Consider the following 21,094-nt stretch of genomic DNA (forward strand, 5'->3'; position numbering starts at 1 on the left):
CCGGGCGCAGGCCTGGTGCCCCGCTTTCGTAGGCTTTCCCCATGCGCCGTGAGTGGCATCAGCTGAGCTACCCGGGGGTCAGCAACCCGGCCTTCCAGACGTCCCGCCCGTCCACCGACTCCGCGGAGGACGCGGCGCTCGGCCTCGACCGCTGGCGGGAGCTGCCGCGGGTGCAGATGCCGCCGTGGGCCGACATGGACGAGGTCGCCTCGGTCTGCAAGGTCCTCGACAACGTCCCGTCGATCGTCGCGCCCTACGAGGTCGACCAGCTGCGGACCAAGCTGGCCGAGGTGTGCGAGGGGCGGGCGTTCCTGCTGCAGGGCGGCGACTGTGCCGAGACCTTCGACAACAACACCGAGAGCCACCTGCTGGCCAACGCGCGCACCCTGCTGCAGATGGCGGTCGTCCTCACGTACGGCGCCTCGATGCCGGTGGTGAAGGTGGCGCGCGTCGCCGGGCAGTACACGAAGCCCCGCTCGGCGCCGACCGACTCGCTGGGCCTGCCCGCCTACCGCGGCGATCTGATCAACTCCCTCGAGGCCACCGAGGCGGCGCGCGTCGCCGACCCGCAGCGCATGATCCGGGCGTACGCGAACTCCGCCGCCGCGATGAACATGCTGCGCGCCTACCTCGCCGGTGGTCTCGCCGACCTGCACGGCCTGCACGACTGGAACAAGGACTTCGTGCGCGCCTCGCCGGCCGGTGAGCGGTACGAGGCGATCGCCCGCGAGATCGACCGGGCGCTGGACTTCATCCGCGCCTGCGGCATGACCGACAGCGAGGCGCTGCGCACGGTCAGCCTGTACTGCTCGCACGAGGCGCTGGCGCTGGAGTACGACCGCGCCCTCACCCGGGTCTCGGACGGCCGCGCCTACGGCCTCAGCGGCCATTTCCTCTGGGTCGGCGAGCGCACCCGGCAGCTCGACCACGCGCACATCGACTTCATCTCGCGGATCGCCAACCCGATCGGTGTCAAGCTCGGGCCCGGCACCAGCCCCGAGACGGCGATCGAGCTGTGCGAGAAGCTCAACCCCGGCAACGTCCCGGGCCGGCTCACGCTGATCAGCCGGATGGGCAACGGGAAGGTACGCGACGCGCTGCCCCCGATCGTGGAGAAGGTGACCGCGGCCGGCGCCAAGGTGGTCTGGCAGTGCGACCCGATGCACGGCAACACGCACGAGTCGTCGAACGGCTACAAGACCCGGCATTTCGACCGGATCGTCGACGAGGTGCTCGGCTACTTCGAGGTGCACCGCGGCCTCGGCACCCACCCCGGCGGCATCCACATCGAGCTGACCGGCGAGGACGTCACCGAGTGCCTGGGCGGCGCGCAGGGCATCGAGGACCTCGACCTGCCCGACCGGTACGAGACGGCCTGCGACCCGCGGCTGAACACCCAGCAGTCGCTGGAGCTGGCCTTCCTGGTGGCGGAGATGCTCCGTGGTTGATCTCCGCTCGGACACCGTCACCCGTCCCACGGAGGCGATGCGCCAGGCGATGGCCGCGGCCCCCGTGGGCGACGACGTCTTCGGCGACGACCCGACGGTCAATGCGCTCGAGGCCCGGGTGGCCGCGATGTTCGGCCACGAGGCGGCGCTATTCGCGCCCTCCGGCTCGATGGCCAACCAGATCGCGCTCCAGCTCGTCGTGCCGCCGGCCGGTGAGCTGCTGGCCGGGGCGGACGCGCACGTCGTGACCTACGAGCTGGGCGCGGCGGCGGCTCTCGGCGGCATCTCCACGCGTACGTGGCCGGCCGTCGGCGCCGCCCTCGACGTCTCGTCGATCGCCGCGATGATCCGGCCGACGGGTTATCCGTCGCTGGCGACGCGGGCCGTGGCCGTCGAGCAGACCCACAACCTCGGTGGCGGGGCGGTGATCCCGTTGCCCGTTCTGCGGTCCTTGCGGGCCCTGGCCGACGAATCGGGAATATCCCTGCATTGCGACGGCGCACGGATCTGGCACGCGCACGTCGCCGACGGGGTGCCGCTCGCCGAGTACGGCTCGTTGTTCGACACGCTCTCGGTCTGCCTCTCCAAGGGCCTCGGGGCGCCGGTGGGCTCGCTGGTGATCGGCAGCGCCGCGGACATCGCCCGGGCGCGCGTCATCCGCAAACGGATGGGCGGCGGCATGCGGCAGGTCGGCATCCTCGCCGCGGCCGGCGACCACGCGCTGACCCACCACATCGAGCGTCTGGCCGACGACCACGCCCGCGCCCGGACGCTCGCGGCCGAGCTGGCGAAGTTCGGCGTCGTCGACCCGTCGGCGGTGCGGACCAACCTGGTGCCGGTCGACCTCTCCGGCCTCGACCTGGACGCTCCGGCGTTCGCCGCGCTGGCCGCCGAGCGGGACGTGCACATCGCCGCGATGCTGCCGAAGCTCGCGCGTATCGTGCTGCATCTGGACATCGACGACAACGCCCTCGATCAGGCGATCACGGTGCTGACGGGGATCCTCGCCGAAAGGTCGTGACATGATCGTCGTCGCGCACGCGGAGACCGGGCTCGTGCCGCACTTCCCCGACGTGGTGTCGCTGGACTCCGCCGGCCGGCGCCTGCTCGTGGCCTACCGCGAGGGCACCGGGCACATCAGCCACCACGGGCGGATCACGGTGGTGGAGAGCGACGACGGCGGGCAGAGCTGGGGCACGCCGCGGGTGGTGGTGGACGGGCCGTTCGACGACCGGGATCCCAAGCTGGTGCGGCTCGCCGACGGGACGGTGCTGCTTAGCTACTTCGTGCTGGCGTGGACCTCGCGGACCGAGCACGACGACCACGGCACCTTCGTACGCCGCAGCACCGACGGCGGCCGGACGTGGAGCGAGCCGGTCCGGGCCGGCAACCCGTGGTGGGCCTCGCACGGCGCCGCGGTCGAGCTGCCCGGCGGCGACCTGCTGCTGCCGGTCTACGGCCGGGCGCCGGGGGAGCGGCGGTACCGGGCGGCCGTGGTGCGCAGCACGGACGGCGGCCGTACGTGGCCGGCCTCGTCCGAGGTGCCGCTGGCGGCCGGCGACGAGATCGACTTCCAGGAGCCGACGCTGACGGTGCTGGAGGGCCAGATCGTGGCCCTGATCCGCACCTCGGCCGACCGGGCGTGGTCGTGCCGTTCGACCGACGGCGGGCACACGTGGACCGCGCCGGAGCCGACCGACATGGCGGCGTCCTCGCACCACGCGCTCGCGCTGAGCACGGGGGAGGTGCTCGTGACGTACGGCGATCTCTCGAAGCGGTTCTCCGAACGGCGCGTGACCGTCGGCCGTCTGGTGCGGCGACCGCTGTCGGTCTGGGACGGCTACGAGGACACGCTGCTCTACGACTCGGGCCACCCGGACCAGGCCAACCCGTCCAGTGTCGAGCTCGCGCCGGGCAGCTTCCTGACGCTCGGGCTTCGACATCCCGGCCGCCACGGTGGTCGCGGTGCCGAGCACGACCGCCGATTACCGCTGATCCGGGCCGCCCGTGGGGGGCCGGATCAGCATCGCGAACGCGGTCTCGGTGGCCCTCCGCGGCGGCCGGCCGGCCAGCACGTCGGCGCGGGCCAGCTCGAGGACGCTGCGGTGCGCGGCCAGGAGCAGGGCGGCCAGGATCGGGTCGCCGAGGGCCTGGCCGAGGGCCGTCTCCAGGCGGCGGTGGAGGCGGAGCTCGGCGTCCGGCAACGTCTGGCTCTCCGCGATCGTCTGGAAGAAGCGCATCGTCAGATCGGCGGCGCGGGGGTCGAGCAGGAAGTCCAGCTCGCTCTCGTGCCAGGCTCGGAAGGCTTGGATCGGGTCGTCACTGCCGGACACTGCCTGGATGAGTCCGGCCGTCAGCTGCCCCTCACGATCGAAGAACAGCTCCTCCTTTGTCCGGAAATAATTAAATACAGTGCCCACGGCGACGTCGGCCGCCGCGGCGATCTCGCTGATCGTGACCCCGTCGAAGCCCCGCTCCGCGAACATTGCGGCCGCCGCGTCGCTCAGCGCCTTCCGCGTGCGCTGCTTCCGGCGCTCCCGCAGTCCGTCCATAGGTGAAGGCTACTACAAACTTGAGTCCGCTCATGTTTATAGTGACTCCATGACCGACGTGGTATCGCTTACCCCGCTCGAGTTCGGCACCGTGATCGGCCCGGGCGTGCCCATCCCCGGCTTCCTGCTCGTTCTCCGCGACGGCCGGCACATCCTGGTCGACACCGGCTGCCCGGCCGGCCCCTCCGCCTACTTCGCTCGCAACGAGGCCCTCGATCTCGACCGTTCCGCCGTCTCGACCGTGATCGTGACGCACTTCGACCCCGACCACGCCGGCGCGAACGACGAGTACCCGCACGCTTCGTTCGTGGCCCAGCGCGCCCAGTACGAGCACGCCCGCACCAGTGGCCTGCACCGCTACGAGTGGATGCGGCCGCACTGGGACGACCCGCGCCTGCGCTACACCCTCGTCGACGGCGACCACGACCTCGTGCCCGGCGTGACCCTGATCGAGTGCGGCGGCCACGTGCCGGGACACCAGGCCGTCCTGGTCACGCTGCCGCACACCGGAAAGATCCTGCTGGCCGGCGACGCCTGGATGCGCGACACCGACCCGGAGACCCGCCCGATGACCCCGTTCGACCTCGACGAGCCCGCGACCCGGGCGGCCCAGCGCCGCCTGATGACGGTCGCCGAGCAGGAGAAGGTCGCCCTGGTGATCCACAATCACGACGCGGCGCAGTGGGCCGAGCTCGCGCCGGCCTACCGCTGAGGCTCGATGGTGATCGGGACCGGGCTCGACTCGAGGCGGCCGGTCCACACGCCCGGCACGTCGTCGACCTGGTAGAAAGCGCGCATCCGGTAGTCGCCGGGAGGGAGCGGGCGGGCGCCGTTGGCCTTGCGCAGGGCCCAGGCGGACAGGTCGATGGCGTCCTCCAGGCGGGCGCCCGGCGGGAGCTCCGCGATGACCAGGCCGGCCTCGTTGCGGTCGTCGGTGAAGCGCAGCGTACGGGCGCCGGCCGCGCCGGTCAGCTCAACGGTGTACCAGTCGTAGTGCGGCTCGCCGGCCTCCACGTGGTGGGCGACCCGCAGGGAGCGGGGGCCGTCGTTGCGCAGGGTCAGCAGCGCCCGGCCGGCGTGGGCGGCGGCGGTCAGGGTGAGGCTCATTTCTCGAAGCTCACGATCACGTCGTACTTGGCGTCGTCCATGGAGGACGTGTTGTGCGCGGGAGCCCAGGGTGCGGCGAACGGCATGTCCACGATCAGGTCGTCGGCGTCGGGCCAGTCCTCGTCGTACACCCGGATGGTGAGCGGGCCGGTGAGCGGGAGCAGCGACGCGAGCGGAAGGAAGAAGTTGCGCTTGTCGCCATCGTCGAGATCGCGGGTGGCGGACCTGACGACGGCGCCGCTCGGCCCGGTCATCGTCACGTAGACCTCGTCGCTGCCGATCGTGTCCTCGGTCGAGATGACGTGCACGGCGACCTTGACCCGGCGCTTGCGCAGCTCGGCCTCCAGTGCCTTGCGCTCGAAGTCCTTGTTGGTCTGGTCGGTCGCCATGGCCGCGCCGAGGGCCTGGGCCGCCATCAGCTCGAGGCCGACCACGGCGAGGCGGCCGAGGAGGTCCGCCGTGGTGCGGTCGGCGGCGGCCACGGCGCCCGAGTCCATGAAAGCGAGCGGCACGGCGACCGGGGTGGCGGCATCTCCGCTCGCCGTGTCGTGGAACGTGGCCGCGTTCCACCGCTCGGCCGCGCCCATGAACTCGGCGCTCGGCGTGCCCGCCCGCACCAGCGTGACCGGGTCGACGGTGACGTCGCCGGCCGCGTCCGACCGCCATCCCCACGAGACCGAGCCGAGGTACGTGTCGACCGGCATCGGGCCCTCGACCACGATCGCCGTGGACTCGAAAGTCTGCTCGAACGTCTGCCCGTCGAACTCGATCTGCCGGCCCGGGGTGTCGTCGATCCGGGCCGCCACCGCCGGGAGGAACCGGCCGGTCCGCGGGTCCCGGGTATGGGAGCCCCACTGGCTGCCGCCAGTGCCCGGCGTGCCCTCCGCGAGCTTGGCGGCGGTGAAGGCCGGGGAGTTGTGCACGCCGTAGATCGGGCTCGTGTTCGGCTGGTCGCGGCCGCCGGGATGCACCGAGCGGTCGAGCTCGCGGCCCGGGTCGGCCTGGCCCGGACCCATGATGAGCTGGCCCTCCTCGGGGTCGCCGACCCCGGTCGCGACCGTGTCGCGCGGGCCGGCCGGGGTCGAGGCCTTCATCGCCTTGACGGTCTGGATCATGCCGATCTTGGTGCTCTCGACCAGGTCGCCGGGGGTGAAGTCGAGCTCGATGTGGGCGCCGAGCTGCTCGCCGGCCGAGCCGGTGGGCGCGCTGATCGGGCGGTAGGAGGCGGTGTCGAACGTGCCGCCGTTGGTGCGCACGGCCCGGTGCACGGCGTCGGGGGCGGGGCCGAGGCCGGACGCCGGCTCGCCGGCCAGCACCGCGTCGGCCGCGGCGTGGGCGCTCCTCTCGGCGGCGTCGCCGGGCGAGCTGACCGCGGTGGGATCACCCCGGCTCCCGCCGGCGGCGCGGGTCTGCATCACGTGGGCCAGCTCGTGGGCGACCGTGCCGGGGGCCGGGTTGCGCTCGGCGAAGGCGACCTGGTCGCCGTACGACGCGGCGACCGCGCCCAGCGCGCCCAGGCCGGCCCGTGCGCCCTGGCCGCCGGTGAACGCCCGCACCCCGGCGAAGGACGTGTCGAAGGCCTGCTCCATGGCGGCCCGGTGCGGCAGGGGAGCGGCCGGATCGGAGGTGGCGATCGAGAACGCGTCGGCAACGCCGGACGCGGGGGTGGCGACCCGCGCGTCGGCCGTTTTGTCCCCGCCGGCCGTGTCCGCCGCCATCAGGCGCACGATCGCGCGGTTGCCCGCTGCCAGCAGCGAGGGCGGCAGGCCGGGCGCCGGCGATCGGGGCGCGGCCGCGGTGTCGTCCGACCTCTGCTCGTCGTGCCCGCGTGCGTACATGGCGCCCCCTTGAGCGAGCGTACCGGCGGCGCGACGCCACGCCGCCGGTCTCGAGGGCAGCCGAAGGTGCAGAGGCGACTCAGGCGGGCGCGGTCGCTCGGGCGGCGACCGCCTGGGCGAAGCCCCGGATCACCGGGTGGACGCCGTCGGTGTGCAGCTCCGGCTGGAAGAGCGTGGCCAGGAAGAACGGGTGATCGCCGAGCTCGGCCACGCGCACCTCGCCGGCGTCGTCGTGGCCGGTGAAGCGCATGCCGTGGGCGGCGAGCAGATCGATGTAGCCGGCCGCGATGCCGTAGCTGCAGTGGTAGCGCTCGATCGTGCGGCCGGTGCCGAGCAGCCGCTCGATGCGCGAGCCGGGCGCCAGGTTGATGGCGCCCTCGTGACCGACCAGCGAGCAGGACAGCTCGGCGATCAGCGGATCGTCGCCGGTGTCGCCGTTCTCGGCGTGGGTCGCCGAGGTCAGGCCGCAGACGTCCCGGGCGAACTCGAGCATCGCGTGCTGGAACCCGCCGCAGGTGCCGAGGAAGGGGATGCCCGCGGTGCGGGCCACGCGGGCGGCGGTGACGGCGCCCGCCTCGCTGCGGTACGGGCTGCCCGGCAACAGCCATACGCCGGCGAACCCGATGAGCGCCACCGGGTCGGTGGCCTCCTCGGTCGGGATCCAGTAGGCGTCGAGGTCGATCCGCTCCTCCTCGCGCAGCGCATCGAGGATGACGGGGATGCGCGAGTGCGCGCGCACGGCCGGGGACCGGTCTCCGACCAGGGCAATCGAAATCATGTCACCATGCTGCGGCCGGAACCGGCATCAGGTCCAACGATGATGACTGCATGCGGCATTAGCATCCGTGATGTGGACACGCACCTGCTCCGGACGTTCGTGGCGGTCGCCGAGACCGGCTCGTTCTCCCGGGCCGCCGAGCGCCTGCGCTACACCCAGTCGGCGGTATCCCAGCACATCGCGGCCCTGGAGGCCGATCTCGGGACGCCGCTGTTCACCCGGCGCCCGGTGGGGCTCACCCCGGCGGGCGAGCGGTTGCGGCGGCATGCGGGTCTTCTGCTCGTACGCCTGGAAGCCGCCCGCGCCGATGTCACCCGCGCCCTCGCGCCGCCGGGCCGGCTCGTGCTCGGCCTCACTCCGCTGGCCTGGGCCGCTCCCGTGGCGGCCGGCCTGGCGACCATCCGCGCCGAGTCGGCGCTGCTGCGCACCAGCCTGCGGGTCGCCGCCCGCGACCGGATCGTCGAGGCCGTGGCGACCGGCGAGATCGATCTCGGCCTGGTGGACGGCTTCACGGCGCCGAGCGACCCGCTGCGACTGCCGGAGCCCGGCGCCGGGGGCCCGCGGGCCGTCGGTGTCGCGGAGAGCCCGGCCGTGGTCGCCGTCCCCCGTTCCCACCCCCTGGCCGCGCGCCGCACCGTCGACCTGGCAGATCTGTCGGATGCGTACTGGATCGACGCGCCGGAGGTGACGCCGTTCGCGCGGTTGCCGGTCGACGGATTGCGGGCCGGCCTGCGCTACGACGGCGCCGATGTCGGGGTGCTGACCGGTCTGGTGGCCGGCGGTCACGGCCTGGCCGTGCTGCCCGAGCCGGTGGTCGCGCGCGAGGCCGGCTTGGCCGGCATCCGGGTGCCGAGGCTGGTGCACCGCGTCGAGTTGCTGCGGTTGCCGGCCGCGACCCCCGACGAGCCCGCCGAACGCTTGTCGAAACTGCTCACCGTCGTCTGAAGCCCCACCCCGTCACGGCGGATTCTGGGGGTCGTCGCAACGGGGCTGGTCAGTTGGTGTGGGTTGGGAGGGTAGCGAAGCGTTCGGTGGTGCCGATCGCGGACCGGTTGTCCGTGCCGATGATCAGGTCGCCTTCCCCGTGTCCGGGTACCGTCCGGTCGTCGACCTCGGCCGGGCGTTCGCTGATCATCACCATCGGGGTGGCCATCCGCGGCTGACGCTGCTGCGCCAGCCGTCGGGGGCGGCGTATTACGCGGCCGGTGCGTAGCTCCACCGCTGGTCGAGGCTGTGCTGGATGGGTCGGCGAGGTGGATCCGCTCGTCGGGGTGAGAATACGGCCGCCCACGACAGCTTCCGCTCGGTATCCACAACCACTTGACGTTTTCCCATATGGGAAAATATTGTGGCGGCATGGCACGAGCAGCGACGACGTCGGACACGTTCAACGCGATCGCCGAGCCGCAGCGCCGCGACATCCTCGCGCTGCTGCGGTCGGGCGAGTGGCCGGTGACCGATCTGGCCCAGGAGCTCGGGATGAGCCTGCCCGGCGCGTCCAAGCACCTGCGGGTGCTGCGCGAGGTCGGGCTGGTGCGGGTGCGCGGGGCGGGCAAGCAGCGCCTCTACGGCCTCGACGCCCGTGGGCTGCGGCCGGTCCACGAGTGGGTCGGCGGGTTCGAGCGGTTCTGGAACGAGAGCTTCGACCGGCTGGACGCGTACGTGCAGGACCTCAAACAGACGCAGCGGGAGGCATGATCGATGGCCGGGGTGACGCAGGACCGGGAGATCGTGATCTCCCGTGTCATCGAGGGGCCGCGGGAGCTGGTGTTCGACGCCTTCACCGAGGTCCGGCACCTGTCGCGGTGGTGGGGGCCGGACGGGTTCCGCACCAGCACGCGCTCGTTCGAGTTCCGCGTCGGCGGCGTCTGGGACTTCGTGATGCGCGGCCCGGACGGCACGGACTACCAGGAGTGGATCACCTGGACCGAGATCGTGCGGCCGGAGCGGATCGCGATGCTGCACGGCGAGTTCCGCGACGACCCGAAGGCGTTCGAGTCGGTGCTGACCTTCACGCCGGACGGTGCGGCGACCCGGCTCGTGATGCGCACGCTCTTCCCGACCCGGGAGCAGCGCGACGAGGCGGTCGAGAAGTACCACGCGATCGAGGCCGGGCGGCAGACGCTGAACGGCCTGGCGGCGTACGTCGCCGAACTCACCAGGACGGGAGCGGAGAGCTGATGGCCGGCAAGGTGTTCTTCAGTGTGTCGATGTCGCTGGACGGCTTCATCGCGCCCGGGTCGCTCGGGGAGCTGATGGGGCGGCAGTGGATGGAGCTGCAGCGATGGATCTTCCCGCTGCGCTTCTTCCGCGAGAACCTCAAGCTCGGCGGGGGCGGCGAGGAGGGGCGCGACAACGACATCGTGCGGGAGACGTACGAGCGTACGGGCGCGAGCGTGATGGGCCGCCGGATGTTCGACGCCGGCGAGCGGATGTGGCCGGAGGAGGCGCCCTTCCACACCCCCGTCTTCGTCGTGACGCACACCAAGCGCGACCCCTGGGAGCGGCCGGGCGGAACCACCTTCCACTTCGTCGACGACGGCATCGAGACCGCCCTCGACCAGGCCCGGGTGGCCGCCGGAGACCGCGACGTCCGGATCGCCGGCGGCGGCGCGACGATCCTGCAGTACCTGAACGCCGGCCTGGTCGATGAGTTCACGATCGCGCTGTCGCCGGTGCTGCTCGGCGCCGGGGTGCGCCTCTTCGACGGCGTGGACACCTCCCGGGTGGCGCTGGAGCAGGTCGGCTCGGAGTCGTCACGCCGGGTGACGCACCTGACCTACGTCGTGCGTTCGCGCTGACGCATCCCCGCCGAACCCCACCCGGTCACTGGGTGGGGTGAGATTACGGCCCGGGTACGAAACTTCCGGCGGGTTGTCCCCAGGGCGCCGCTCAGGCGGGCAGGCGCAGGGACTTCAGCAGGGCGATGTCGGCGGCGTGGCCCTCGTGCTCGACCGTGGGAGTCTCGACGATCACCGGGATGCCCGCGGTCGCCGGGTGGGTGAGCAGCTCGGCGAAGGCGGCCGCGCCGATGCGGCCCTTGCCGATCGTCTCGTGGCGGTCGCGGGTCGAGCCGCATTCGTCCTTCGAGTCGTTGGCGTGGATCAGCATCAGGCGGCCGGGGCCGACGGTGTCGACCAGCGCGTCCAGCGTCGCCGTCATGCCGCCGGGGGTGGCCAGGTCGTGGCCGGCCGCCCAGGCGTGGCACGTGTCGAAGCAGACGCCCAGCCACGGGTGGTGCTCGACGGCGGCCAGGTAGGGGCCGAGGTCCTGGACCTTCGACGCCAGGCTGCGGCCCCCGCCGGCGCTCGGCTCGACCAGCAGCCGGGGCAGGTCGCGGGCGGCCGCGTCGTCGAGCAGCGGCAGCAGCGCCTCGCGGAGCTGGTGCATCGCCTTCGCCTCGTGCTCGGCGTCGACGGCGCTGCCCGCGTGGTAGACGACCGCGGTCGCGCCGATGGCCTTTCCCCGCTCCAGCGCGTGGGCCAGGGTCGCGACCGACTTCTCGACGGTCATCTCGGTCGGCGAGCCCAAGTTCACCAAGAGCGAGGCATGCACGTACGCCGGAAGCCCGCGCTCGCCGATGCCGTCGCGGAACAGCAGGTCCTGCTTGGGGTCGCCGGCCGGCAGCGCCCACCCGCGCGAGTTGGAGACGTAGACCTGCAACGTCTCCGACCCGGCGGCATCGACGTAGGGCAGGGCCGCCTTGGCCAGCCCGCCCGACGTCTTGGTGTGCGACCCGATGCGGCGGTCTAGAAGCACAGCAGGACCACCTGGGAGCCCGGCTGCACCTGGGTGTTGGGCGGCGGGTTCTGCTGGTGCACGAACGCGTTGCCGTTGCCCTGGATCTGCACCTGCAGACCCTGCTGCTGCAGCGACGCCTGCGCCTGGGGGCACGGCTGGTTGGTCAGGTCGGGGACGGTGACCAGCGGCGGGCCCTTGCTGACGTCGAGGGTGATCTCGTCGTCGTTGGCGGCCCCGGTGCCGGGCTTGGGCGACTGGCTGATGACCTGGTCGGCCGGCGCGTCGCTGTCCTTGTAGCGCTCGACCGCCTCGAGGCCGAGGCCCTGGAGCTGGGCGCGGGCGTCGTTGATGTTCGTGCCGACCAGGTTGGGCACCTGGATCGGCGCCCGGCCCTTGCTGACCACCACGGTGACCGTGTCGCCGCGCTTGAGCTCGGTGCCCTTGGCCGGGTTGGTCGAGATCACCGCGCCCTCGGGCACGGTGTCGCTGTACTGCCCGGCGCCGTCCTTGTATTTCAGGTTGGCCTCGGTCAGCTCGCTCTTGGCCGCCGCCAGCTCGAGCCCGGCCAGGTCGGGCACCGGGAAGCGCTCCTTGCCCAGGGACAGGCTGAGCGTGATGGTGCCGCCCTTGACGATCCGCTCGTTCGCGCCGGGGCTCTGGGTCAGCACCGTGTCCTTCGGGACGTTCTCGCTGTAGGCGCCGTCGCCGAAGAACAGCTCGAAGTTGTGCTGCCGCGCGTACAGCACCGCCTGGTCCTTCGTCATGTTGACCATGGCCGGCGCCTCGGTGTAGCGGCCCAGCGTCACCCACCAGGTGCTGCCGATGACCACGAGCACCATCACGGCCACGGCCGCGGAGATCAGGATGCGCCGGCGGTCGGGGCCGCCGGACGGGCGCAGGCCGGGCTCGCCACGGCGGTACGTCTGCGCGGCCGGGCGGCTCTGCTCGGGCAGGCGCGCCCAGCTGGGCCGGTCGGACACCGACGGCATCATGGCGGTCGCGTCGGCGGCCGAATGGCGGGACTGCGGCACCTGGCGGAGCAGGGCCGTCTCGACGCTCGCGGCGCCCAGGTCGTCGCGCAGCGCCTGCACCTCGGCCAGCATCGCGCCGGCGTCGGTGGGCCGGGCGCCGGGGTCGCGGCGGGTCGCGCGGGCCACCAGGTCGTCGAGCGGCTTGGGCACGCCCTTGACGGTCGCCGACGGGGCCGGCACGTCGTTGTCGACGTGCTGCCAGGCGACCTCGACCGGGTCGTCGCCGTCGAACGGCACCCGGCCGGTGAGCATCTCGTAGAGCACGATGCCGGCCGAGTAGACGTCGGACCGGGCGTCGGCATGGCCGTCGGTGACCAATTCGGGCGCCACGTAGGCCACGGTCGCCATGAGCTGGCCGGAGTCGTCGACGTTGCTGGCCTCGACCGCCCGGGCCAGGCCGAAGTCGGCCACCTTGACCACGGCGTCGACCAGGTTGCCGGTGCCGCCGCTGGGTGCCTCGGCGACCAGCACGTTCTCCGGCTTGACGTCGCGGTGCACCAGGCCGGCCCGGTGGGCGGCGGCGATCGCCGAGAGCATCTGGTCGAGGATCGCGCAGGCCTCCACCGGGTTGAGCCGGCGGCGCTGGGTGAGCAGCTCGCGCAGGGTGCGACCCTGCACGTACTCCATCACCAGGTAGGGCAGGCCCTGATGGCGCCCCTGGTCGTAGACGGCGACGACGTTGGGGTGGGTGAGCCGGGCGATCGTCTTGGCCTCGTCGGTGAACCGGTCCACGAAGTGGACATTCGTCGCCTGCGACGGGTGAATGATCTTCAGCGCGACGGTGCGCTCGAGTCGCTGGTCGGTGGCCGTGTAGACGGTCGCCATGCCACCACGGGCCACGCGACCGGTGATCCGGTAGCGGCCGTCAATCGTGGTGCCGATCAACGTGTCGGCGACTGTGGTGTCCATCGGCGTGAAGTGTATGTGTCTTTCGGGCGAGGGCAGACCAGGATGTCACAGCTGAGTCCAAACGGGTACGCGTACGAGCCCGATCTCGGAGTTCTGCCCCGACAAAAGTCTATTTAGTGGTCGTGACGGCGATGCCGGGCTTGGGGGCTATCGCTGGGATCGGGCGAATCGTTCGGGGTGGCGGACGTCTCGCCGGGGTCCGGATAGCCGGGCCCGGACGGGTCGGCCGAGTCGCCCGCCGAGCCCGAGGGCGAGGCCGACGGCGACGCCGAGGGGGCCGGCGCGGTCGGCGTCGGCACCGGCACCGGCATCGGCGGCGGGTTGCCGGCGCTCTCCGGCTTCGTGGCGCCGGGGGCGGTCCGCATCGGACTCGAGATCCGGGCCGGGTCGTTCGCGGTGGCGGGACCGGCCACGGCGGCCGTGGCGGCGGCGGGCGGCGCGGCCGGATCCGGCACGGCGCCGGTCCCGGCCGGCGGCGTGGTGCGCGGGCCGGTCGCGGCCGGTCCGCGGCCGATGCCGCTGTTCGGCGTGAACGTCACGGTCGCCGCCGGCGGCGGCGGAAACGTCCCGGCGGCGGCCGGCGTCTCGTTCAGCAGCGAGCCCAGCCCGTTGACCACGCCCAGGTAGGCGCCGGTCGCCCCGACGACGGTGAGCACCCCGAAGACGGTCACCGCCGCCGCGCGCCGGCGCCGCCGGGGCGGCGCCGCGTGCGAGACCGGGACCGGCGGCTCCTCGAACAGGTGACCGCCGAACGTGCTCATCCCGGTGGAGGTGACGTCGGGGCCGCCCGGCGGCGGCTCGACCGGTCGCCGGCCCAGGTCGTAGCGCACCGAGCGCACGGCGCCGGACAGCTCGGAGCGGGCCTTCCGCAACAGGCTCATCGAGTTGGTTCTCCTCTTCTGGCACGCTGTAGGAGTGAGCGATTCCGTTACCGCCGGCCCGGCCGCCTGGGTCAACCTGCCGGACGTGGCCGCGAAGCTGGACGTTTCGATCAGCAAGGTGCATCAGATGCTTCGCGACGGGCAGCTGCTCGCCGTCAAGCGCGACGGGATCCGGCAGGTCCCGGCCGAGCTCTTGGCCAACAGCAACGTGCTCAAGCACCTCCCGGGCGTCCTGACCTTGCTGCGCGATGCTGGGTACAACGACGAAGAGGCCCTGCGGTGGCTCTACGAGCCCGACTCGGATCTCGACGGCAACGCCGCGCTCGGCCTCGCCGGGCACCGTGCGCGCGAGGTGAAGCGGCGGGCGCAGGCGCTCGGCTTCTGATGCGCCATCTGGCGTACGTGCTGGTCCTCGCCGGCTGCCTGGGCGCCGCCCTCTGGCTCGAGCCGGTGCTGCGGGTGAACGTCTTCCGCCGGTGGCGACGGTTGGTGCTGACCGTCGTCCCGGTGGCGGTCGTCTTCGTGCTCTGGGACCTGGGCGCGATCGCGGCCGGGCACTGGCACTTCGACCCGGCGCAGACCACCGGCGTCGTCTTCCCCGGCGGCCTGCCGCTGGACGAGGTGCTGTTCTTCCTGGTGGTGCCGGTCTGCGCGATCCTCGGGTTCGAGGCGGTGCGTGCCGTGCTGCGCAAACCGGCCGGCGACGAGTGACCTACACGGCCGCCGCGGTCCTCGGCGTCATCGTGACCGCGGCGCTGGACCGCTGGGTGTTCCGCGTGCGCCTGCTCAGCCGGGCCGCGTTCTGGGCGACGTACCCGCTGATCGTGTTTTTCCAGCTCTTGTCGAACGGGATCCTGACCGGCCGGAACATCGTCATGTACGACCCGGGCGCCATCCTCGGCCTGCGCATCGCCTACGCGCCGGTCGAGGACCTGCTCTTCGGCTTCGCGATGGTGCTGCTCACCCTCGATCTCTGGGTGTGGTGGGGACGCCGCGGCGTCCAGCGGACGCCGTCCGCGGGCGAGGGGAGCAAACTACTCAGACGGTACGCCGCGTGGCGGCATCGGCCAGGGCCTTGAGCACCGCCCGGGCGTCGTCCTCGATCGGGGCCGCCGCCAGGGCCGACAGCGCCGCCGTCATCAGCTCGTCGATACGCCGCTCGGTCGCCGCCAGCGCGCCGCTCTCCCGGATCAGCGACCGCAGCCGCTCGACGTCCGGCCCCGGGTCGCCGAGCCCGGCGTCGAGCTCCGCCCGCTCGCGACCGTCGAGCGCCTCGAACGCGGCCGCGATCAGATAGGTCCGCTTGCCCTCGCGCAGGTCGTCACCGGCCGGCTTGCCGGTCTGCGCCGGGTCGCCGAAGACGCCGAGCACATCGTCGCGCAGCTGGAAGGCCTCGCCCAGCGGCAGCCCGAAGGCCGAGTAGGCGGCGCTCACCCCGGCCGGCGCCCCGGCGATCGCCGCGCCCAGCAGCAGCGGCCGCTCGACCGTGTACTTCGCGGACTTGAACCGGGCCACCTTGCCGGCCCGGTCGAGCGACGTGTCGGCCGTCGACTGGGTCAGCACGTCCAGGTACTGCCCGACCGTCACCTCGGTGCGCATCTGGTCGAAGACCGGCCGGGCCCGGGTCAGCTCGGCCGGGCTCAGGCCGGAGACGTGCAGCAGCTCGTCCGACCAGACCAGGGCCAGGTCGCCGAGCAGCACCGCGGCGCTGTCGCCGAACGCGGCGGGCGCGCCCCGCCAGGACGCGTCGACGTGCCGGCGCTCGAAGCGGCGGTGCACCGAGGGCTCGCCGCGGCGGGTGTCCGAGCGGTCCATCAGGTCGTCGTGGATCAGGGCGCTGGCCTGCACCAGCTCGAGCGCCGCGACGGCGGCCACCACGTGGTCGGAGTCGGCGCCGCCGGCGCCCCGGTGACCCCAGTAGGCGAACGCCGGGCGCAGCCGCTTGCCGCCGCCGAGCACGAAGTCGTCGAGCGCGTCGGAAACCTCCGCCAGCGCCGGGTCGATGCCGGTGAGCCGGGCGCGCTGCTCGGCCAGGAACGCGGCGAGGGCCTTGTCGACCCGGGCGCGCAGACCGGCCGCTTCTACGGGGGACGTCACGCCGAAGACGCTAGCCGACGCCCGGTGACCAGCAGCCGGTAGAGTCGTCGGCGTGGCTCTCGGACTTCCCTCTCGCCTGCCCGGCACACCGGCGATCGGTGAGCTGATCCGGTCCGGCGCGCCGACCTTCTCGTTCGAGTTCTTCCCGCCCAAGACGCCCGAGGGCGAGCGCAACCTCTGGCAGGCGATCCGCGAGCTCGAGCCGCTGCGGCCGAGCTTCGTGTCGATCACGTACGGCGCGGGCGGCACCACGCGCGACACGACGGTGGCCGTCACCGAGCGGGTCGCGACCGAGACCACGCTGCTGCCGATGGCCCACCTGACGGCCGTGAACCACTCGGTGGCCGAGCTGCGCAACGTGATCGGGCGGCTGGCCGGCGCCGGCATCCGCAACGTGCTGGCCGTGCGCGGCGACCCGCCGGGCGACCCGATGGGCGAGTGGGTGCGGCACCCCGAGGGCGTCCTCTACGCCGAGGACCTGGTGCGCCTGGTCAAGGAGTCCGGCGACTTCTGCGTCGGCGTGGCCGCCTTCCCCTACAAGCACCCCCGGTCGGCCGACATCGAGAGCGACACCGCCAATTTCGTACGGAAATGTCGTGCCGGCGCCGATTTCGCCATCACCCAGATGTTCTTCGACGCCGACGAGTACCTGCGCCTGCGGGACCGGGTCGCGGCGACCGGCTGCGCCACGCCGATCGTGCCCGGCGTCATGCCGGTGACCCGGATGGCGACGATCGAGCGGTCCAGCCAGCTCTCCGGCGCGCCGTTCCCGCCCAAGCTGCTCGAGCGCTTCGAGCGGGTGGCCGGCGACGAGGCCGCGGTGCGGGCGCTCGGCATCGAGCAGTGCGCCGAGATGTGCGCCCGGCTGCTGGCCGAGGGCGTGCCCGGCATCCACTTCATCACGCTCAACCGCTCGACCGCGACGCGCGAGGTGTGGCAGTTGCTGGCGCCCTCGTCCGTCGCCGCGGCCGCCTGACCCACGGCCGTGACCTGGGCCGAGTACTGCACGGCCTGGTCGGCGTTGCACGGCGACTTCGACCCGCGGTCGGCATCCTTCCTGGTCCGCGGATGGGTGCGCCTCGCGTACCGGATCGGCTCCTGGCTCGCCGCCCGGCGGGTCGGACCGGGAGCGGTGACCACCGCGGGTCTGCTCCTCTGCTGGTGCGTGCCGCTGGTCGTGCTGCTCGGCCGCCCGGAGGTGGTCGGCGGCCCGGAACTGCTCGGCGGCCCGGAGCTGCTCGGCGCCTCGGGTCTGTTCGGCCGTGCGGGTCTGCTGCTCGGCGCCGTCGTGGTGCTGCTGGCGGCGCTGGCCGACGGGCTCGACGGCGCGGTCGCGGTGGTGACCGGGCGGACCACGCGGCTCGGCTACGTCTACGACTCGGTGGCCGACCGGCTCGGCGAGGCGGCCTGGCTGCTGGCGTTCTGGCTGGCCGGGGCGCCGGGCTGGCTGGCGGTCGCGGCGGGCGGGGTGAGCTGGCTGCACGAGTACGCGCGGGCCCGCGCCGCCGCCGCCGGGATGGCCGAGATCGGGGTCGTCACCGTCGCCGAGCGCCCCACCCGCGTCCTCGTCACGATCTTCGGGCTGCTGGCGGCCGCCGTCCTGCCCTCGCTCGCCGTCGTGGCGGTCGCCGTCTGGCTCGGCCTCGCGCTGATCGGTCTCGGACAGCTCGCCGTCGCCGTGGGCCGCGCGCTCAGTGGTGATCGTTAATCGGTTGTCCGGGCCGGACCCCGCTCCTTACCGTCATCGGTGACATCGCACGGACGACGCGAGGGGGCAGGGGGTGATCGCGATGACCGCGGTTCTGGTGCTGAACGCCGACTGCGGGCCGCTGCACCGGGTCAGCCTCCGGCACGCGATCCGGATGCTGTTCCGCGAGGTGGCGGTCGTGCATGAGGCCGAGCCCGGCCGGCGGATCGGCGGCTATCCGATGCCGACGGTGGTGCGGCTGGTCAGCTACGTGGTGACCCGGTGGCGGCACAGCCGGGGGCCGGCCTGGTCGCGGACCGGCGTGCTCGCCCGCGACCGGCACTCCTGCGGCTACTGCGGCGGCCCGGCGTCCACGATCGACCACGTGCTGCCCCGCTCGCGCGGCGGCCGCGACGACTGGGCCAACACCGTCGCCGCCTGCGGCCGCTGCAACAACCGCAAGCGCGACCGGACGCCGGCCGAGGCGCGGATGCCCCTGCTGGTCCGGCCGTTCGCGCCGACCTGGGCGTTATCGGTCTGACCCGGTAAGGAAGCGCGGCCGGTGGGCGGTCACGGGGGCCAGGCCCGCCGGTCGTCCCGGCCTCGGATCATCCGGAAGCGGATGATCCGGGGCTAGGATTTCCGCATGGCAGCACCCGAACGCACCGAGCGCGACATCACCGGCCTGCTCAACATGGCCGGACACGTGCTCTCCAACCGGCTCGGCGTCGCACTCGCCGAGGTCGACCTCACCCCGCGCATGCAGTGCGTGCTCGTGCACGCGCTCGAGGAGGAGCGCACCCAGATCCAGCTCGCGGCCCTCGCCGACCTCGACAAGACCACCATGGTCAGCACCGTCGACGAGCTCGAGCGGCGCGGGCTGGCCGAGCGGCGGCCGTCGGCGACCGACCGGCGGGCCCGGATCATCGCGGTCACCGAGAAGGGGCGGCTCGCGGCCGAGGAGGGCCAGCGGATCGTCGACCAGGTGCACGCCGACGCGCTCGGCGGCCTTCCGGCCCCGGCCCGGGCGGCGTTCGTCGAGGCGCTCGGCATGCTCGCCGGCACCCAGCGCGATCCGGGGCCGCAGCCGATCCGGCGGGCGCGAGGTAGGTGATTAGCAGATAGTCCGCTAGAGGATCGTCTGCTACGGTCGGTTCATGAGCCTCTCCGTGGACCGACGCGCGGCCGCCCTGGCCGTGCTCTGCGCGATGTCACTGATGATCGTGCTGGACAGCACGATCGTCGCCGTCGCCGTTCCCGACATTCAGCGCGATCTGGGCTTCTCGGCCGCCGGGGTCGCCTGGGTCGTCAACGCGTACCTGGTGGCCTTCGCCGGCCTGTTGCTGCTGGCCGGGCGGCTCGGCGACCTGGTCGGCGCGTGGCGGGTGTTCCTCGCCGGGCTGGCCGTCTTCACGGTCGCCTCGCTCGCCTGCGGCCTGGCCGGCTCCGCGGGCCTGCTCGTCGCCGGCCGTTTCGTGCAGGGAGCGGGCGGCGCGCTGGCGGCGGCCGTGGTGATCGGCATGATCGTCCGGCTGTACCCGTCGCCCGCCGCCCAGGCGCGGGCCATGGGCATCTACAGCTTCACCCAGGCCGGGGGCGCGGCCGTCGGCTTCGTCGCGGGCGGCGTGCTGACCGACGCGGTGGGCTGGCCGGCGATCTTCCTGATCAACGTGCCGATCGGGGTGGCGGTGTGGTTCGCCGGGCGGCGCCTGCTGCCCCGCGAGGCCGGGGCCGGCCTCGGCGCGGGGCTCGATCTTCCCGGGGCGGTGCTGATCACGGCGGGTCTTTGCCTCGGCGTGTACGCGATCGTGCGTACCGGATCATCCGGCGCGGCCGTGCCCGCCACGCTCACCGGAGCCACCGCCCTGGTCTTGATCCTAGGTTTCCTGCTGCGGCAGCGTCTCGCCCGCCGCCCGCTGATCGCCCTGCGCGTGCTCGGCCGGCGCTGGCTGCTCACCGCGAACGCCGCCGTGGTGCTGGTCTTCGCGACCGGCATGGGTTTCCAGTTCCTGAACGCGCTGTTCGTGCAGCGGGTGATGGGCTACGACGCGCTCGGCACCGGCCTGGCGTTCCTGCCGACGCCGATCGTGATCGGCCTGGTCTCGCTCTTCGTGGCGCCGCGCGTGACCGGCCGCTTCGGCCCGCGGCCGGTGCTGCTGGCCGGCCTGGCGACGCTGCTCGCGGGCCTGTTGCTGCTGGCGCGCGTCCCGGCGTCGGTGTCCTATGTCGAAAACCTGCTGCCGCCGCTGGTGGTGATGGGCCTGGGCGTCGGCGTGACCGTTCCCGCGATCATCATGCTGGCAATGGCCGGCGCCGCCCCGGCCGACACCGGCATGGTGTCCGGCTTCAGCAACACGGCCCAGCAGGCGGGCGGCGCACTGGGCTTGTCCGCGCTGGCCGCCGTGGCGGCCACCCACACCGCCCACCGGTCGGCGCTCGGCGTTCCGCCGGTCGAGGCCCTGCACGACGGTTACGCCCGAGCGTTCTTGGTCGCCGCCGGCTTCGTCACCGCGGCGTTGTTCATCACCGCTTTCCTGCTGCGCCGGCCGCCTGCTCCCGCCGCGCCTGCTCCCGCCGCGCCTGCTTCTGCCGCCGCCGCTCCCGCTGCTACCGCCGCTCCTCCCGCTCTCGCCGCCGCTGTCGCTTCCGCCGCCGCCGGTGCCGCCCCCGCCGAGCCCGCGCCCGGGTCTGGCGCGCCTGCCTTTGCGGACTCTCTCTCATCCGCGGCCTCCACCGCGCCGTCCTTCACCGCGCCGTCCTCCACCGCGCCGTCCTCCACCGCGCCGGCCTCCACCGCGCCGGCCTCCACCGCGCCGGCCTCCACCGCGCCGGCTCCTGCTTCCTCAGCTCCCGCTGTGCCTGCCGCGATGGTGTGCGCCGCGTCCGCCGCTTCCGAGCCCGCCGCTTCCAAGCCCGCCGCTTCCGAGCCCGCCGCGTCCGAGCCCGCCACCCCTACGCCTGATGCGCCCGCGACCTCACCCTTCGCGGTAGACCCCTCGACGGCGCCGGTCGGCTGCTCCTGACC

At 73.1% G+C, this 21,094-nt stretch carries 23 protein-coding genes and 2 pseudogenes; 16 read left to right on the forward strand and 9 right to left on the reverse strand.

Annotation, left to right across the window (positions count from 1 at the left end; all coding sequences use genetic code 11):
- Nucleotides 1–41 precede the first annotated feature (41 nt).
- The 3 genes and pseudogenes from ACQP2F_RS09415 to ACQP2F_RS09425 form a co-directional block, all read left to right on the forward strand.
- Nucleotides 42–1,448, forward strand: a complete 1,407-nt coding sequence (locus ACQP2F_RS09415; RefSeq protein ID WP_433302546.1) for a class II 3-deoxy-7-phosphoheptulonate synthase — start codon at nt 42–44, stop codon at nt 1,446–1,448.
- Nucleotides 1,449–1,485: 37 nt separating this feature from the next.
- Nucleotides 1,486–2,469, forward strand: a complete 984-nt coding sequence (locus tag ACQP2F_RS09420) for a threonine aldolase family protein (RefSeq protein ID WP_433307418.1) — start codon at nt 1,486–1,488, stop codon at nt 2,467–2,469.
- Nucleotide 2,470: 1 nt separating this feature from the next.
- A pseudogene (locus ACQP2F_RS09425) lies at nt 2,471–3,220 on the forward strand (exo-alpha-sialidase); the annotation flags it as partial.
- A 213-nt stretch (nt 3,221–3,433) separates the two neighbouring features.
- Here ACQP2F_RS09425 and ACQP2F_RS09430 read toward each other — a convergent pair.
- Nucleotides 3,434–4,000: a TetR/AcrR family transcriptional regulator gene (locus tag ACQP2F_RS09430; protein WP_433307420.1), complete on the reverse strand. Its 567-nt coding sequence runs from the start codon at nt 3,998–4,000 to the stop codon at nt 3,434–3,436.
- A gap of 49 nt (nt 4,001–4,049) precedes the next feature.
- On the opposite strand from ACQP2F_RS09430, the gene ACQP2F_RS09435 reads away from it, so the two are divergent.
- Complete coding sequence (locus tag ACQP2F_RS09435) at nt 4,050–4,712, forward strand: MBL fold metallo-hydrolase (RefSeq protein ID WP_433302548.1); 663 nt, start codon at nt 4,050–4,052, stop codon at nt 4,710–4,712.
- On the opposite strand, the gene ACQP2F_RS09440 is transcribed toward ACQP2F_RS09435, so the two are convergent.
- The 3 genes from ACQP2F_RS09440 to ACQP2F_RS09450 all read right to left on the reverse strand — a co-directional run bounded on the left by ACQP2F_RS09440 (nt 4,703) and on the right by ACQP2F_RS09450 (nt 7,723).
- Nucleotides 4,703–5,107: a hypothetical protein gene (locus tag ACQP2F_RS09440; protein WP_433302550.1), complete on the reverse strand. Its 405-nt coding sequence runs from the start codon at nt 5,105–5,107 to the stop codon at nt 4,703–4,705. The genes ACQP2F_RS09435 and ACQP2F_RS09440 overlap by 10 nt on opposite strands.
- A complete protein-coding gene (locus ACQP2F_RS09445) occupies nt 5,104–6,945 on the reverse strand; it encodes an eCIS core domain-containing protein (RefSeq protein ID WP_433302552.1) in 1,842 nt (613 codons plus the stop codon). The genes ACQP2F_RS09440 and ACQP2F_RS09445 overlap by 4 nt, the downstream gene beginning before the upstream one ends.
- 79 nt (nt 6,946–7,024) lie before the next feature.
- Nucleotides 7,025–7,723 carry a CTP synthase C-terminal region-related (seleno)protein gene (locus ACQP2F_RS09450; protein WP_433302554.1) on the reverse strand — a complete coding sequence of 233 codons (699 nt, stop codon included), beginning with the start codon at nt 7,721–7,723 and terminating at the stop codon, nt 7,025–7,027.
- Between the two features lie 72 nt (nt 7,724–7,795).
- Between ACQP2F_RS09450 and ACQP2F_RS09455 the strand changes: the two genes are divergently transcribed.
- Nucleotides 7,796–8,668, forward strand: coding sequence for a LysR family transcriptional regulator (locus ACQP2F_RS09455; RefSeq protein WP_433302556.1), 873 nt, complete (start codon nt 7,796–7,798; stop codon nt 8,666–8,668).
- Between the two features lie 88 nt (nt 8,669–8,756).
- Here ACQP2F_RS09455 and ACQP2F_RS09460 read toward each other — a convergent pair.
- Nucleotides 8,757–8,936: pseudogene (locus ACQP2F_RS09460) on the reverse strand (IS30 family transposase); the annotation flags it as partial.
- Nucleotides 8,937–9,079: 143 nt separating this feature from the next.
- On the opposite strand from ACQP2F_RS09460, the gene ACQP2F_RS09465 reads away from it, so the two are divergent.
- Genes ACQP2F_RS09465 through ACQP2F_RS09475 form a run of 3 tightly spaced genes read left to right on the forward strand, consistent with a single transcriptional unit; the run spans nt 9,080 to nt 10,524 of the window.
- Nucleotides 9,080–9,421: an ArsR/SmtB family transcription factor gene (locus ACQP2F_RS09465; protein WP_433302558.1), complete on the forward strand. Its 342-nt coding sequence runs from the start codon at nt 9,080–9,082 to the stop codon at nt 9,419–9,421.
- Nucleotides 9,422–9,424: 3 nt separating this feature from the next.
- Entirely contained in the window at nt 9,425–9,904 is a 480-nt protein-coding gene (locus ACQP2F_RS09470) for an SRPBCC family protein (RefSeq protein ID WP_433302560.1), read from the forward strand.
- Nucleotides 9,904–10,524, forward strand: a complete 621-nt coding sequence (locus ACQP2F_RS09475) for a dihydrofolate reductase family protein (RefSeq protein ID WP_433302562.1) — start codon at nt 9,904–9,906, stop codon at nt 10,522–10,524. Before ACQP2F_RS09470 ends, ACQP2F_RS09475 begins: the two co-directional genes overlap by 1 nt.
- Nucleotides 10,525–10,615: 91 nt before the next feature.
- Here the strand turns inward: ACQP2F_RS09475 and ACQP2F_RS09480 are convergent, their stop codons facing one another.
- The 3 genes from ACQP2F_RS09480 to ACQP2F_RS09490 form a co-directional block, all read right to left on the reverse strand.
- On the reverse strand, nt 10,616–11,482 hold the full coding sequence (locus tag ACQP2F_RS09480) for a deoxyribonuclease IV (protein WP_433302563.1): 867 nt from the start codon (nt 11,480–11,482) through the stop codon (nt 10,616–10,618).
- Nucleotides 11,473–13,404 carry a Stk1 family PASTA domain-containing Ser/Thr kinase gene (gene pknB / locus ACQP2F_RS09485; RefSeq protein WP_433302565.1) on the reverse strand — a complete coding sequence of 644 codons (1,932 nt, stop codon included), beginning with the start codon at nt 13,402–13,404 and terminating at the stop codon, nt 11,473–11,475. Before pknB ends, ACQP2F_RS09480 begins: the two co-directional genes overlap by 10 nt.
- Nucleotides 13,405–13,517: 113 nt before the next feature.
- Entirely contained in the window at nt 13,518–14,285 is a 768-nt protein-coding gene (locus ACQP2F_RS09490) for a hypothetical protein (RefSeq protein ID WP_433302567.1), read from the reverse strand.
- Between the two features lie 34 nt (nt 14,286–14,319).
- Here ACQP2F_RS09490 and ACQP2F_RS09495 point away from each other — a divergent pair, with 34 nt between their 5' ends.
- The 3 genes from ACQP2F_RS09495 to ACQP2F_RS09505 are packed head-to-tail and all read left to right on the forward strand — an operon-like array spanning nt 14,320 to nt 15,364.
- Nucleotides 14,320–14,670, forward strand: coding sequence for an Rv2175c family DNA-binding protein (locus tag ACQP2F_RS09495; RefSeq protein WP_433302568.1), 351 nt, complete (start codon nt 14,320–14,322; stop codon nt 14,668–14,670).
- Complete coding sequence (locus ACQP2F_RS09500) at nt 14,670–14,996, forward strand: lycopene cyclase domain-containing protein (RefSeq protein WP_433302570.1); 327 nt, start codon at nt 14,670–14,672, stop codon at nt 14,994–14,996. Before ACQP2F_RS09495 ends, ACQP2F_RS09500 begins: the two co-directional genes overlap by 1 nt.
- Nucleotides 14,993–15,364 carry a lycopene cyclase domain-containing protein gene (locus ACQP2F_RS09505; RefSeq protein ID WP_433302572.1) on the forward strand — a complete coding sequence of 124 codons (372 nt, stop codon included), beginning with the start codon at nt 14,993–14,995 and terminating at the stop codon, nt 15,362–15,364. The genes ACQP2F_RS09500 and ACQP2F_RS09505 overlap by 4 nt, the downstream gene beginning before the upstream one ends.
- Here the strand turns inward: ACQP2F_RS09505 and ACQP2F_RS09510 are convergent.
- Entirely contained in the window at nt 15,324–16,382 is a 1,059-nt protein-coding gene (locus tag ACQP2F_RS09510) for a polyprenyl synthetase family protein (protein ID WP_433302573.1), read from the reverse strand. The two genes, ACQP2F_RS09505 and ACQP2F_RS09510, sit on opposite strands and share 41 nt — an antisense overlap.
- A 52-nt stretch (nt 16,383–16,434) precedes the next feature.
- Here ACQP2F_RS09510 and metF point away from each other — a divergent pair, with 52 nt between their 5' ends.
- From metF to ACQP2F_RS09535, 5 genes are all read left to right on the forward strand, one after another.
- Nucleotides 16,435–17,358 (forward strand): methylenetetrahydrofolate reductase [NAD(P)H], encoded by a 924-nt coding sequence (metF, locus tag ACQP2F_RS09515; RefSeq protein ID WP_433302575.1) that lies wholly within the window; start codon nt 16,435–16,437, stop codon nt 17,356–17,358.
- 9 nt (nt 17,359–17,367) lie between these two features.
- The gene (locus ACQP2F_RS09520; RefSeq protein WP_433302577.1) at nt 17,368–18,090 is read left to right on the forward strand and encodes a CDP-alcohol phosphatidyltransferase family protein; all 723 of its coding nucleotides are present in this window, start codon (nt 17,368–17,370) and stop codon (nt 18,088–18,090) included.
- An 82-nt stretch (nt 18,091–18,172) separates the two neighbouring features.
- Nucleotides 18,173–18,610 (forward strand): HNH endonuclease, encoded by a 438-nt coding sequence (locus ACQP2F_RS09525; RefSeq protein WP_433302579.1) that lies wholly within the window; start codon nt 18,173–18,175, stop codon nt 18,608–18,610.
- A 105-nt stretch (nt 18,611–18,715) separates the two neighbouring features.
- Entirely contained in the window at nt 18,716–19,183 is a 468-nt protein-coding gene (locus tag ACQP2F_RS09530; protein WP_433302581.1) for a MarR family winged helix-turn-helix transcriptional regulator, read from the forward strand.
- Between the two features lie 43 nt (nt 19,184–19,226).
- Nucleotides 19,227–21,092 carry an MFS transporter gene (locus ACQP2F_RS09535; protein ID WP_433302582.1) on the forward strand — a complete coding sequence of 622 codons (1,866 nt, stop codon included), beginning with the start codon at nt 19,227–19,229 and terminating at the stop codon, nt 21,090–21,092.
- The last annotated feature ends 2 nt before the right edge of the window (nt 21,093–21,094 follow it).

Source organism: Actinoplanes sp. CA-030573, from assembly GCF_050951115.1.
Lineage (GTDB): Bacteria > Actinomycetota > Actinomycetes > Mycobacteriales > Micromonosporaceae > Actinoplanes.

Excerpts from the sequence above, each read along its gene's own strand:
- ACQP2F_RS09415 (WP_433302546.1), top strand. The coding sequence starts at position 42 with ATGCGCCGTGAGTGGCATCAGCTGAGCTACCCGGGGGTCAGCAACCCG.
- ACQP2F_RS09420 (WP_433307418.1), top strand. The coding sequence starts at position 1,486 with ATGCGCCAGGCGATGGCCGCGGCCCCCGTGGGCGACGACGTCTTCGGC.
- ACQP2F_RS09430 (WP_433307420.1), bottom strand. The coding sequence starts at position 4,000 with ATGGACGGACTGCGGGAGCGCCGGAAGCAGCGCACGCGGAAGGCGCTG.
- ACQP2F_RS09435 (WP_433302548.1), top strand. The coding sequence starts at position 4,050 with ATGACCGACGTGGTATCGCTTACCCCGCTCGAGTTCGGCACCGTGATC.
- ACQP2F_RS09440 (WP_433302550.1), bottom strand. The coding sequence starts at position 5,107 with ATGAGCCTCACCCTGACCGCCGCCGCCCACGCCGGCCGGGCGCTGCTG.
- ACQP2F_RS09445 (WP_433302552.1), bottom strand. The coding sequence starts at position 6,945 with ATGTACGCACGCGGGCACGACGAGCAGAGGTCGGACGACACCGCGGCC.
- ACQP2F_RS09450 (WP_433302554.1), bottom strand. The coding sequence starts at position 7,723 with ATGATTTCGATTGCCCTGGTCGGAGACCGGTCCCCGGCCGTGCGCGCG.
- ACQP2F_RS09465 (WP_433302558.1), top strand. The coding sequence starts at position 9,080 with ATGGCACGAGCAGCGACGACGTCGGACACGTTCAACGCGATCGCCGAG.
- ACQP2F_RS09470 (WP_433302560.1), top strand. The coding sequence starts at position 9,425 with ATGGCCGGGGTGACGCAGGACCGGGAGATCGTGATCTCCCGTGTCATC.
- ACQP2F_RS09475 (WP_433302562.1), top strand. The coding sequence starts at position 9,904 with ATGGCCGGCAAGGTGTTCTTCAGTGTGTCGATGTCGCTGGACGGCTTC.
- pknB (WP_433302565.1), bottom strand. The coding sequence starts at position 13,404 with ATGGACACCACAGTCGCCGACACGTTGATCGGCACCACGATTGACGGC.
- ACQP2F_RS09490 (WP_433302567.1), bottom strand. The coding sequence starts at position 14,285 with ATGAGCCTGTTGCGGAAGGCCCGCTCCGAGCTGTCCGGCGCCGTGCGC.
- ACQP2F_RS09500 (WP_433302570.1), top strand. The coding sequence starts at position 14,670 with ATGCGCCATCTGGCGTACGTGCTGGTCCTCGCCGGCTGCCTGGGCGCC.
- ACQP2F_RS09525 (WP_433302579.1), top strand. The coding sequence starts at position 18,173 with ATGACCGCGGTTCTGGTGCTGAACGCCGACTGCGGGCCGCTGCACCGG.
- ACQP2F_RS09530 (WP_433302581.1), top strand. The coding sequence starts at position 18,716 with ATGGCAGCACCCGAACGCACCGAGCGCGACATCACCGGCCTGCTCAAC.
- ACQP2F_RS09535 (WP_433302582.1), top strand. The coding sequence starts at position 19,227 with ATGAGCCTCTCCGTGGACCGACGCGCGGCCGCCCTGGCCGTGCTCTGC.